Here is a 12,642-nt window from a genome sequence, read left to right on the forward strand (position 1 = left end):
CGTTGTGCTCCTGTAACCGACTCTCTATCTTGTTAATTAAACGATATTCAGGTCTTTTCGTAATTTTGCAAATTTTCGTTTGATAAAACGTTAGCAAGGAAAAAAGATGGAAAAAGTGCAGAGAATTTCTCTTTTAGCTAAGGGAATGGGCATGCTGTTATCGGGAACCTGCCGTTTATTAACGGGTGTTCGCACTCGTTGGGTAGGGTGCCAACCTTCAATGACCACACGTATTTATTATGCCAATCATTCAAGCCATCTTGATGGTTTGGTTATTTGGTCTGGGTTACCACCGTTAATGCGTCATTTTGTTCACCCGGTTGCCGCTAAAGATTATTGGGTCAAAACACCGTTTCGACGTTATTTAGTTAATAAGGTTTTTCGGGCGGTATTGGTCGATAGAAAAGGTGATAAGCCAGCTCAAAATAATACATTAGCTCCTTTAGAGTCAGTATTAGAGTCAAAGCATTCATTAATATTTTTTCCTGAAGGCACACGTGGTGATGGGGAAACTTTAAGCCAATTTAAAAGTGGGCTTTACCATCTCGCGAAAAAATACCCTGATGTTGAAGTTGTTCCCGTTTATTTGGAAAATTTAAATCGTGTGTTACCGAAGGGGTCAAAGCTTGTTGTGCCGGTGATTTGTTCAGCTATCGTTGGTAAGCCTCTGGAGCCTCTTATGGAAAATGAAAATAAAATCGCCTTTTTGCAGCGAGCAAAAGTAGCGCTTGAGGAGCTAATGCCATGAATATTGGGGACAGGGAATTAGTATTATTGTTGTCAGGTGTTTTTGGGATACTGGTATTTGCTAGTGTTATTGGTGGTATTCTTGCATACCGTTATTCAGGTGAAAAAAGCAACCCAACTATTGATAATTTGAATGCGCGTATTCGTGCATGGTGGGTCATGTGTATTATTTGTGTACTGGCTGTTGTGCTTGGCAATATAGGTGTGGTGATCTTATTTGCGCTGATATCGTTCTTTGCACTCAGAGAGTTTATTACCTTAACGCCAACACGGCGCAGTGACCATGAAGCATTATTTTGGTGCTTTTTTGTTTTTATTCCATTGCAATATGTCTTGGTTGGCATTGAATGGTATGGGTTATTTTCAATTTTTGTACCTGTTTTTGTCTTCCTTTTCTTGCCGACCCGCATTGCTTTAGCGGGAGATACCTTTCATTTTCTTGAGCGAACAGCAAAAATTCAGTGGGGAATGTTGGTGGCGGTTTTCTGTTTGAGCCATGTACCCGCGTTGTTGATGCTGAATATTCAAGGTTATGAAGGCGAAAACGTAAAATTATTACTTTTCTTGATTATTGTGACGCAAATTTCAGACGTGTTGCAGTATGTTTTTGGTAAGTTAATGGGTAAACGGCCTATTGTGCCTAAGTTGAGCCCAAACAAGACCATTGAAGGCTTTATTGGCGGCGTATTATCTTCAGTGCTTATTGGTATTTGCCTTTACTGGGTAACTCCATTTAGCTGGTGGGTTGCGGGACTGATGTCATTAGCGATTACCATTATGGGGTTTGTGGGAGGGTTATGTATGTCAGCCATTAAGCGTGATAGTGGTATTAAAGATTTTGGGGCGATTATTGAAGGACATGGGGGCATGCTGGATCGCATTGACTCATTGTGTTTTGCCGCGCCTATTTTTTTCCATTTAACGCGTTATTACTATACATAGGCCAATTTTATTTTCGTTTTTGTTCGTTAATTAAAAGAGCACCAAATGGTGCTTTTCTTTTGTTTTATAGGTACAGCATCGAAGGAATTTAAGTGTTATCATCAATACTTAATTTTTATTTCAAACTAAGATTCAACTAGGGTAATTCGCTTTAGTTGGTACTCTAGGGCTTTTTTTGCATTGAAAGATTTACCTATTGGGGTGATCGGCTAGAATTATGTAAACTGGATCACAATAAAACATAAAAGCTTGATGGAAAGCAGATGCATAATTCACTCTTTGCCGTATTATGCTGCTAGGTGAATCAATTCAGCACTAGTAAGCCAGCGTAATTAGCGTTAAAAAGATTAGCAGCGTAACGGTTTTATCGATTTGCAATTTTATGTTCATTAATCAGAGGTCATCATGGTCAAGCAGATTAAAAGAATTGGGGTTTTAACGAGTGGTGGCGACGCGCCAGGCATGAATGCAGCGATCCGCGGTGTGGTTCGCGCGGCATTAGGTGAAGGTTTAGAAGTCATGGGTATTTTTGACGGGTACCTTGGCCTATATGAAAACCGCATGAAGCAATTAGACCGGTATAGCGTGTCAGATATGATTAACCGTGGTGGTACCTTCTTAGGCTCAGCTCGTTTTCCACAATTCCGTGATGAAAAAGTGCGTGCTGTCGCATTCGATAATCTGAAGAAAAATCATATTGACGCATTAGTTGTTATTGGTGGTGACGGTTCTTATTTGGGGGCTAAAGCACTGACGGAAGCTGGTTTCCCATGTATTGGATTACCGGGAACGATTGATAATGACGTTGCTGGCACAGACTATACCATCGGTTATTTCACTGCACTTGAAACGGTTGTTGAGGCTATTGACCGCCTTCGTGATACCTCGACGTCCCATAAACGTATTTCTATTGTTGAAGTGATGGGACGTTACTGTGGTGATTTAACGCTATCTGCTGCGATTGCTGGGGGCTGTGAGTTCTTAGTGTTACCTGAGCAGGAAATGGCTTTTGACCGCGAAGAACTATTATCAGAAATCAAACGTGGTATTGAAAAAGGCAAACGCCATGCGATTGTTGCTATTACCGAACACGTTTGTGATGTGGGTGAATTAGCGAAATATATTGAGCAGGAAACACACCACGAAACCCGTGCAACGGTTCTAGGCCATATCCAACGTGGTGGTTCTCCGGTTGCTTATGACCGTATTTTAGCATCACGCATGGGGGCTTATTCTATTCAACTTCTGTTGGAAGGCTACGGCGGGCGCTGTGTGGGTATTCAAAATGAAAAATTAGTCCATCATGACATTATTGATGCGGTTATGAATATGAAGCGCGTCTTTAAGAAGGATTGGTTTGATACGGCGAAGAAGCTGTACTAATCCCTCTATAATTGCAAATCTCTCCTGCATAGTGATTTCCCGCTATGCAGGTTTGATCCTGTATTCCAGATAATACTCTGTTCATATATTCCTCATTCTTATAAGTTTTTCTTTTTAATTATTTCCCGTAATTGATGCTATCTGTCAGCCTCTCCTTATCGCAAATTTAATGAGGGAAGGCAAATGATACGTTCATGGCAGGTAAAAAAATCACAATTCACGACAGCATTGCTATTGTTGTTAGCGACAGGGACATGGGCGAAAAACATTCAATTGTTGAATGTGTCTTATGATCCGACTCGTGAGTTTTATCAGCAATATAATCAGGAATTTAGTGATTATTGGCAAAAGAAAACGGGGGATACCGTCACTGTTCGCCAGTCTCATGGTGGCTCAGGTAAGCAAGCTATATCAGTGGTGAATGGGTTAGAAGCTGATGTTGTGACGTTAGCTTTAGCCTATGATGTTGATGCTATTGCACAAAGTGGTCGTATAGATAAAAACTGGATAGAAAAACTTCCCGATAACTCAGCTCCTTATACATCGACTATCGTCTTTCTAGTTCGTAAAGATAACCCGAAAAACATCAAAGATTGGGATGATTTAGTCCGCAAAGATGTCTCTGTGGTGACTCCCAACCCGAAAACCTCTGGTGGAGCTCGTTGGAATTATCTAGCAGCATGGGGATATGCATTAGATAAAAACCAGCAAGACTCTGAAAAAGCGAAGCAGTTTGTTAAACAGCTGTATCAAAATGTGGAAGTCCTCGATTCAGGGGCTCGTGGCGCAACCAATAGTTTTGTTGAACGTGGTATCGGCGATGTATTAATTGCTTGGGAAAATGAAGCGTTATTAGCCATAAATGAGTTAGGGGAAAGCGGACAGTTTGAAATTGTGACGCCAAGTATTTCGATTCTCGCTGAGCCAACCGTCGCTGTTGTCGATAAAACCGTCGATAAACGTGACCGCAGGGCGGTTGCAGAAGCTTATCTAGAGCACCTCTATTCTGCGCAAGGGCAGGAAATTGCAGCTAAAAACTACTATCGCCCACGAAATAGCGAAGTGGCCAAAAAATATCAACAACAGTTTCCTGAACTAAAACTGCTGACGGTTGATGGCAGCTTTGGCGGCTGGCAAGCCGCGCAAGCAACCCATTTTGCGAATGGAGGGGTGTTCGACGAAATCATTCAACGCTAATACTCGTCATAGTTCAATTTGTAGGGGTGTTGGCTGCACGCACTCGCCCTAGTCACATACTGGTGTATGCTCCTAGGGCCTCGTTTGTTTGCCGCCTAAATACTCGTCATATTTCAATTTGTAGGGGTGTTGGCTGCACGCACTCGCCCTAGTCACATACTGGTGTATGCTCCTAGGGTCTCGTTTGTTTGCCGCCTACCTACAATTTGAACTATTTAGAGTATTATCTTAGGTGTAATAAATATTTTGAGTAATGATAGTTAAGGGCGGGGATAATAAAAACAGGATTAAAATGGGGTATTATTCCTAGCCTGTGAGGGGCAGACTAGGAATGAGGTTAATTTATTGCCACTGGTATTTGACACCTAACTGGCCAAGATAAAATGTTTGACGGTTATTGCCACCAGAGGTGATACCTGCATTTTTTGGGTTTTCCCAAGTACTAGGTTCAACCGCGAAGCCGCCCCATAGCGTTAGTTTTGGTGTTAAGTTATAAAAAACCTGTGTCCCGACACGGTAGCCGTCTTTAACTTTCTGAGTTGTACGTTTGTTGCTATCGTAGTTATGTTCATTTAAATAATAGCGAAAATAAGGCATTACGCTCCAATCCTGGTTTAACGTGATAGGAAAATAACCGCGAATTTGGTTTTGTTCCCATGTCTTATTAAAGTCTTTATCCCATGTCCAATCGGTGTATAGATAGACTTTGGCGGTTGCGGAATCATTGACCTTGTAAACAAGCCCGTGCTCGGATTCCCACTCATAACTGTTGGGGGCGTGGAAATTGTCGTAGTGATAAACTGCATCCCAAAAGTTAAACGCCCACTTATCATTGAAATTGTATGTCCCGCTAGGCATTAACCAAAACATCGTATTCGATGGGCGCGCTTGTGTACCTGGTGCGGAGTCATTGGATTCTTTGCGGTAGGTGACATTTAAATTGAACTGGCCAATCTCGCTGGCATACATTTTCCGAGTAGCACCAATTTGTGTACGATTACGAATAAAAGAGTCTTTGGATGTTGAAAAATTATGGTTGTAGCTTCTTAATGATTCCTTATGTTCCAGAAAAAAGCTCCATTTTGATTCAGGATTCACTAAAAATAGCTGCCCAACCATCGTGGTTTTGTCGTAGACCTTACGACCGCTGGTATTATGATGCCCTTCAAATTTTTCGAGTTCCATATAGACGTTGGAAGAAACGCGCCAGTAATCATTATTGACTTGATCGGCTGCGAAAACGGATGTTGCCAATCCTGTGAGCGTAACAAAAAGTAAACCATTCAGTGAAGTTTTCATTTTAACCCTTTAATTTTTATGTGTATTTTATTTTTTCATACCTTTATTCAAGGCGTTAGTATCTGGCCTTTATACCGTGGAGGTATAAAGGCGGAATCAGTGGTAATAATTAATAGGCTGTGTAATTAATTGATTGTTGAATAGGTTTCGCCATGACCATAAGGGAACAGGACTTTGTTACCTTGTGGGTTTTTGATATTAACGGGTAGCACCCCTTGAGGTGGGTTTAGCGGCTGGCCATGAGTGTTGGCAAATAATGTCCGTAACCCGCTACGAATATTGGTTTCTAACGAATTGCGGTTATTATTGGTGATATCAAATCCAGTGATACCATAGATGGCAATATTTGCGCTTACATTGTTTAGGTATGCAATGTCATAGGGGTTACGTGAAGAGATGACAACAATCGGGGTTTTAAGCTGGTTTGCAGCATCAATGATACGCTGAGCATTCGTTGGCGTATCCTTTAAATTATAGGTCGTCAGTAACACCAAATCTTGGTTTTGCACCAGTTTTTTTGCTTCATCTTGAGTTAGTGTGTTTTCATTTAATTTAACGACACTTTCGCCCGTAATAATCGCAACTCCCGTTTCTTGTGCGATATCATTTAACTGTTTTTGAATTAAAGAATTACGTGGCTTTTCATCAGAAATAGTGAAAATTCGATTGAGTGGTTTTAATTGATAAGGCAGTACATTCTCATTCTTAATTAATGTGATAGCCTGTTCAGAAACCATATTTTCAATATCTTTATGACCTTTTGATGCGACGGCTTGTTCCGCTTTCACTAAGTCTACAGGTTGTGCCGTAATTTCTTGCTGAAGCTTTTTCAGCACCACACGTTTTGCGGATTCATCAATACGTTTCTTCAGTTCTGGATTTTTTTCTGCTTGTGTTTCTAAATAGCGGTACATGTTATCTAAACGAGAAACCGCTTGGGAGTCCCACATTTTGATTGGCATAAGAATAATATCTGAGCCAGCAAGTAACGAGGTTTCTACCGCCCAATTAATATCGAAATTGTCTGCAATAGCCCCCATATCCATGGCATCTGTCACTATCAAGCCGTCATAGTTGAGCTCATCACGTAAAATATCATGCAAAATAGGTTTGGAAAGCGTCGCTGGGGTGCCAACTTGTTTACCTGCAAGTGTGGTGATTTTATGGTCATCCAGTGCTGGTACAATAATATGTGCGGTCATGACGGCATCAGCACCATGAGATAACGCGTATTTGAATGGGACGAGTTCAGTATCTCGCCATGTTTTTGCGTCAGAATTAACAACGGGTAAATCAACATGAGAGTCAGCAGAAACATTTCCGTGACCGGGGAAATGCTTAAGTGACGTCAATAAATTATATTTATGAATACCTTGAATATAGCTGGTGGCCAGAGTTCCAACTAAATTTTTATCATCTGAGTATGAACGTACCCCTATCACTGGGTTATTTTGATTGTTATTAACATCAACAACTGGGCCAAAATTGATATTAAAACCAAGACTGGATAGCTCATATCCGTGGATCATCCCTGTTAGCTCTGCAAGGGCTGGGTTACGTGTTGCGCCTAGTGCCATATTACCAGGCATTTCGGTACCTACGCGTAAGCGGGTGACATAGCCCCCTTCTTGGTCGGTGCCAATAAATAATGGAAGGTTACTGCGGGAAGATTGAAGTTTATTAATTAACTCCACAGTTTGTGGTGTATCAATCAGATTTTCTCTAAATAGGATCACTGAACCGAGATGGTACTGATTGATAACCTTAGAAACTTCATCATTCATAACGAGAAAAGGGGCGGGTTCTCCATGGCTGTCTTTATTCCAATATCTGAAATCTAACATGAAGAGCTGACCAATTTTCTCAGCCTCGGACATATTATCCACTATTTCTTGAGCAGACTTTTGTTTGTCTTGCCATAATTCATTCAATTGGGCTTGTGTTATTGGGTTAGCCATTGAAAATGCACTGAAAATACAAGCACTAAGTAAAGTGAATTTCTTCATTTTTATTTTCTCTAGGTTATTTTTCGAAAAATAATAAGTGGCTGAATATATTTATGATGTGAGAGTGCTCACAGTTGGTAGTATTCTCTCTTTTAGAGTAAGAGGAATAGAGTGCAAATAAATGTTGAGATGGTTTTTATTTATCTAATTGATATTAAATAGTAAATTTTTGAGAATAATTGATTCTAATCTAGAATAATTTCAGTTTGATATTATTTTGTTATGTGACGTAAGTATAAATTATAATTAAATGATATTTAAATCGACAGTGGAGCGTGAAAAGTTAATGTTTTCACTAATTATTTACTTTTCGAAATATTTTATTCTTATATTTAAATGATTTTGTAATTTAAAATATATAAGCCATATGATATTTCATATGGCTTGTTTTTTTATGAGAAATAAGTTGATGGCAAATTAAAGGTTACCATTGGTATTTTACGCCAATTTTACCGAGGTATAGCGTTTGTTTATTATCATACCCTGACGTGATCCCATTCTTTTTTGGTGATCTCCATGTTGAAGGCTCGTAGGCGAGTTCACTCCATAAAGTCAGGGATGGTGTAGCTTTGTATTCCACGCGGGAGCCAATGCGGAAGCCATTTTTAATTTCCTGTGTTAAATAATTATTTTTGTCATAGGTATTTTCTTGTAAGAAATAACGTACATATGGTGTAATTTTCCAGTTAGGCTTAATGGTAATGGGTAAGTAAGCGCGAACTTGTGATTGTAAAAAGCGGGTACTGAAATTTTTATCCCATTGGTTATCAATATAAACAGTGAGTTTTGCTTTTAGTGCATCTGAGTATTTATAGGTCACGCCATATTCGGTTTCTGCTTCATGGCTACTGTCATTGAAATAATTACTGTAATAAAAATAAGAAAGCCAAAAATTAAAAGACCAATCATCGTTGAAGCGGTACTCACCGGCTGGGGTTAAGCCATATAAGCGATTCGATGAGCGCGCTTTGGCGTTGGGTTCGACATCGTTTGACTCTTTTCTGTAACGAAAACCAAGTTCTAAGTCTGATTTTGGAGTGTTGAGAATTTTTTTGATAGCATCAATTTGTGTACGGTTTCGAATGTAAGAATCCCGTGAAGTTGTGAAATTACGGCCATGATTCCTTAAGGATTCACGATGATCTAGGGTGAAGCGCCAGTCAGATTTAGGGTTGTATAACTTTAATTGCCCAACTGTGCTGATTTTATCGTAGACTTTATTTTTAAATGAATCACGTTGACCTTGGTATTCTTCTATTTCCAAATAGATATTGGTATTAACTCGCCAAGAGTCATTATTTAATTCAGAGAAACAAATTGTAGGGAATATAATTATGATGCTATAGATTAAACTAACTATATATTTCATATTTATCCTTCAGGGTAAAAGTTATTAATGTTAATTATCTAGTTGAGCGATTAGCGAGATAAATGTGTATTAACTTTTATAGGTTGTCTACCGTTATTATTTAATAAATGATGGATAGTATATATAAAGCAAAGTGCTAATAATCTATATCCTACTGTTATTATGGTTTTTTTTATTTATTTGGGAATAAACTTATATTTTTATTAATACTTTTCTTTGAGATTTTTAATCATTTGTTTGTTAATTGATTTTAAATTTAATTAATTGCTTATTGTTTTATTAAAAATTAAATTATAATTATTTATATGGTCTGGAATCATGGGAGGATAAAATTTTAGACATTGACTATTATTATTAATAGAGGCATTAATTAAAAAAAATAAAACAAAAAACCGCCAATATTTGGCGGTTAATCTCAAGGTATTAAAATAACCTTACTTGTTTTTTTTCGCTTCAGCGGCTGCTTTAACAATAACAGCAAAAGCGTCAGCTTTCAGAGAAGCCCCACCCACTAAGGCACCATCGATATCTGGTTGGGTGAATAGCTCAGCCGCGTTGCTAGCATTAACAGAACCGCCGTACTGGATGATAACTTGTTCGGCAATAGCAGCGTCTTTCTTCGCAATATGAGTACGAATAAATTTATGGATTGCTTGTGCTTGCGCTGGTGTTGCAGACTTACCAGTACCGATTGCCCAGATTGGCTCATAGGCGATAACGGCACCTTGGAAAGCTTCTGCACCTAAAGAATTCAATACGGCATCAATTTGACGAGCGCATACTTCTTCGGTTTTGCCTGCTTCGTTTTCAGCTTCAGTTTCACCAATACACAGTACTGGGATCAGGCCTTGCTCTTTTAATACAGCAAATTTCTTAGCGACAAATTCATCACTTTCGTTGTGATAAGTACGACGCTCTGAATGGCCGATAATGATGTATTTGGCGCCAACATCTTTTAACATTTCAGCAGAGGTTTCACCTGTAAATGCACCTGATAGGTTAACGTCAACGTTTTGTGCACCTAACGCAATACGGCTACCTGCTAACGCGTGTTTAGCTTGAGTTAAGTAAATTGCAGGTGGTGCAATAGCTACATCACAGCCATCAACGCTGCTTAGTTCATTACGCAAGCCAGCGACGAGGTCATTGACCATCTGTGTGCTGCCGTTCAGTTTCCAGTTACCCATTACCAATGGATGTCGCATGTTATTTCCTCCAACCAGAGAGTTTTAATGATTAATCAATAAGTTATTCATCACACGCTTATGTTACACGCGCAACGTGACAATGTTGTCGCCATTCACCTTCCGCATTATAAGAACAATAGATAATAATAGCTTTGCTTTTCATCATGCTTGTTCTTAGAGCGTGATCATAGTCAGTTTAGGGTGTTTGTTGTTCTAGCTTAATCGGTTCAACAGCAAAAGTAAGCACATTATTGTCACTTTTTACTAAAATATATCTTAAAGCCCCTAATCGCGCTTCTTCAGCGTGAGTCGCATTATTATTGGCAATAAATTTATTTAAAGCTTCTGTAAGTGCAGGGGCGTTGTCCAATGAAACTTCCGGGGCAAATATATGGATCATTGCAATAGTATAGTTTTCCATTAACTGCCGATTTTTTTGGGTTTCTTGTGGGTCATCTGATGGCAGTAATGTAATTTGTAAACTTTTAATTTTTTCACTACCGCGCTCTAACACTGCTGAGGAGTATATCTGTTGGTTAATACGAGACGCTGCGCGAATATAGGGCGCGGAGATATCTTGGCTAGCAATAACTTTATATTCATGGAGATATAAATCTTTATTAGCCTGATTGAATTGATTGCGTAATTTTGGAATGGTGAGTTCAAAAGAAGGGGCATCTGGGGCTAAGTAGGCGACTTTGAAATCGGTATCAGGCAAAGTGGGTACTTTTTGAGCGATAGCCAGTTGTGGCGCACTAAGTACAAAAATGGTTATGATGGCGTATACAGAACGAAATAAAATTTGGGTCATTTTTGAACCACTCATTTTTAGTTTTCCACATTGTATCAGGATAATAGGTAATGACATTACAACAATGGGCTTTTTCCTTCAAAGGCCGTATCGGTCGCCGGCCATTTTGGGTAGGTATTGCGGTCATTTTTATTTTAATGACGGCAGTTGCCCTGTTACAAAATGTACTGCTATTCTCTGAAACGCTTGCTATATCGTTATTTATTTTACTACTTTACCCTTTGGCCGCTATCTTTGTGAAGCGTTTACATGATCGTGGTAAATCGGGAGGGTGGTTTGCGCTAATTTTATTGGCATTTGCTCTCTTTTCAATCGATGTCAGTCAATTTGAACCTGTGTGGCAATGGGGTATAGGGCGTTTCTTACCCTTATTTATTACGATGATTATGGTGATAGATTGCGGCGCTTTTCTGGGAATGGAGGGTGTTAACCGCTATGGTGAAGAAACAGAAACGGTAGATTATCTATAGCGTCGATACCATATGCGCGAATACCACATAGAGTGAATACTACCCTGAAAATGCTTCAGGGTAGTGCATTGCATTACCAATATTGCTCACTAGATATATGGCCGGGTTTACGGCGCAAATGTTTAACCATTTGATGACTATTTTTTAATGTATCGCGAGTGTCCCTCACCATTTCGGGGTTTCCGCATAACATAACATGGCAGGTCTCAGGTGAAAGCGTTAGGCCAACCGCATCTTCGAGAGTGTGGCATTCAATTAACGCAGGAACACGGCCATGTAGTGAATTTGCACAATGTTCACGGCTGACAACGGTAACTATTTTCAATTTCCCTTGGTATTGTTGTTCTAATGTTTTCATTAAGGGTAAATAGCTTAAATCTTTCTCATAACGGACAGCGTGGAGTAAAACGATTTTCTCGAAGCGCTCCAGATCTTTACCTTCCTGTAGGATAGACAAAAAAGGCCCAATAGCAGTCCCTGTTGAAAGCATCCACAGGTTTTTACATGGTGGGATTTCATCTAAAACAAAGAACCCCGTCGCTTCATCCGTAATTTGTAACGTATCATTAGGTTTTAGTTTAGCGAGTTTTGGGCTAAGTTTGCCCCCTGGTACAATGACAAAATAGAATTCGAGCCGGTCATCGCTTGGCGCATTCACATAAGAGTAAGCTCGTTGAACACGTTCTCCCTCGATTTCTAGTCCAAGTTTTGCGTATTGCCCTGCTGTAAAGGGTTTAATCGGGGCCTTGATAACAAGGCTGAATAATGAGTCGGTCCAAAATTTGGCTTCAGTCACTGTTCCTGTTACCCAATTAGCCATACATTCCACCTCTTTATAATTCAAATATCCACCGGCTAAAAATGACAAATATATAATTCGAATAACTCAAAGCACGGTTCACTAGGATTTAATACTAAAACAGTTCACTATTTATGCTTATCGATAACGTGTTCCAGTGATTTATTCTTGAAATGAGTGTTTTTTGAATTTTAATGTACAGTTATGTTGACAATACTGGCGAATATTACTGCCATTAATGAAAAACATAAAATGTCGCACTACTACGAAAAGATGACGGCTTTTGTTATCTTAGTCACACTCAAGCGAAACGCACTATTTGCCATTTATTTTAAATGACACAAAAGCTTATTTAAAATGACATCAAAGCGTGGAGCGGTATTTTATATTGATAATTAAGCACCTAAATAATTTTGCGTTATTACATTGAGA

11 protein-coding genes are annotated in these 12,642 nt (G+C 39.3%); 5 read left to right on the forward strand and 6 right to left on the reverse strand.

Features of this window, described 5'->3' with window-relative positions; genetic code table 11:
• Positions 1 to 106 precede the first annotated feature (106 nt).
• The 4 genes from PR683_RS16905 to PR683_RS16920 all read left to right on the forward strand — a co-directional run bounded on the left by PR683_RS16905 (position 107) and on the right by PR683_RS16920 (position 4,269).
• On the forward strand, positions 107 to 748 hold the full coding sequence (locus tag PR683_RS16905; RefSeq protein WP_110731554.1) for a lysophospholipid acyltransferase family protein: 642 nt from the start codon (positions 107 to 109) through the stop codon (positions 746 to 748).
• On the forward strand, positions 745 to 1,689 hold the full coding sequence (locus PR683_RS16910; RefSeq protein ID WP_109912960.1) for a phosphatidate cytidylyltransferase: 945 nt from the start codon (positions 745 to 747) through the stop codon (positions 1,687 to 1,689). Before PR683_RS16905 ends, PR683_RS16910 begins: the two co-directional genes overlap by 4 nt.
• 405 nt (positions 1,690 to 2,094) lie before the next feature.
• On the forward strand, positions 2,095 to 3,072 hold the full coding sequence (gene pfkA, locus PR683_RS16915; protein ID WP_004265237.1) for a 6-phosphofructokinase: 978 nt from the start codon (positions 2,095 to 2,097) through the stop codon (positions 3,070 to 3,072).
• A 186-nt stretch (positions 3,073 to 3,258) separates the two neighbouring features.
• The gene (locus PR683_RS16920) at positions 3,259 to 4,269 is read left to right on the forward strand and encodes a sulfate ABC transporter substrate-binding protein (protein ID WP_375372866.1); all 1,011 of its coding nucleotides are present in this window, start codon (positions 3,259 to 3,261) and stop codon (positions 4,267 to 4,269) included.
• A 342-nt stretch (positions 4,270 to 4,611) separates the two neighbouring features.
• On the opposite strand, the gene PR683_RS16925 is transcribed toward PR683_RS16920, so the two are convergent.
• The 5 genes from PR683_RS16925 to PR683_RS16945 all read right to left on the reverse strand — a co-directional run bounded on the left by PR683_RS16925 (position 4,612) and on the right by PR683_RS16945 (position 10,956).
• The gene (locus PR683_RS16925) at positions 4,612 to 5,568 is read right to left on the reverse strand and encodes an OmpG family monomeric porin (RefSeq protein WP_004907017.1); all 957 of its coding nucleotides are present in this window, start codon (positions 5,566 to 5,568) and stop codon (positions 4,612 to 4,614) included.
• 125 nt (positions 5,569 to 5,693) lie between these two features.
• On the reverse strand, positions 5,694 to 7,574 hold the full coding sequence (locus PR683_RS16930) for a glycoside hydrolase family 3 protein (protein ID WP_272581916.1): 1,881 nt from the start codon (positions 7,572 to 7,574) through the stop codon (positions 5,694 to 5,696).
• A gap of 424 nt (positions 7,575 to 7,998) precedes the next feature.
• Positions 7,999 to 8,943, reverse strand: coding sequence for an OmpG family monomeric porin (locus tag PR683_RS16935; RefSeq protein WP_004907022.1), 945 nt, complete (start codon positions 8,941 to 8,943; stop codon positions 7,999 to 8,001).
• Positions 8,944 to 9,377: 434 nt separating this feature from the next.
• On the reverse strand, positions 9,378 to 10,148 hold the full coding sequence (gene tpiA / locus PR683_RS16940) for a triose-phosphate isomerase (RefSeq protein ID WP_004907024.1): 771 nt from the start codon (positions 10,146 to 10,148) through the stop codon (positions 9,378 to 9,380).
• A 178-nt stretch (positions 10,149 to 10,326) separates the two neighbouring features.
• On the reverse strand, positions 10,327 to 10,956 hold the full coding sequence (locus PR683_RS16945) for a DUF1454 family protein (protein ID WP_181937089.1): 630 nt from the start codon (positions 10,954 to 10,956) through the stop codon (positions 10,327 to 10,329).
• Positions 10,957 to 10,991: 35 nt separating this feature from the next.
• Here PR683_RS16945 and PR683_RS16950 point away from each other — a divergent pair, with 35 nt between their 5' ends.
• Positions 10,992 to 11,411, forward strand: a complete 420-nt coding sequence (locus tag PR683_RS16950; protein WP_004907027.1) for a DUF805 domain-containing protein — start codon at positions 10,992 to 10,994, stop codon at positions 11,409 to 11,411.
• A gap of 73 nt (positions 11,412 to 11,484) precedes the next feature.
• Here PR683_RS16950 and fpr read toward each other — a convergent pair whose 3' ends face one another.
• On the reverse strand, positions 11,485 to 12,231 hold the full coding sequence (gene fpr, locus PR683_RS16955; RefSeq protein WP_164529270.1) for a ferredoxin--NADP(+) reductase: 747 nt from the start codon (positions 12,229 to 12,231) through the stop codon (positions 11,485 to 11,487).
• Positions 12,232 to 12,642: the final 411 nt, after the last annotated feature.

The organism is Providencia sp. PROV269, from assembly GCF_028477785.1.
GTDB classification, from domain to species: domain Bacteria; phylum Pseudomonadota; class Gammaproteobacteria; order Enterobacterales; family Enterobacteriaceae; genus Providencia; species Providencia rettgeri.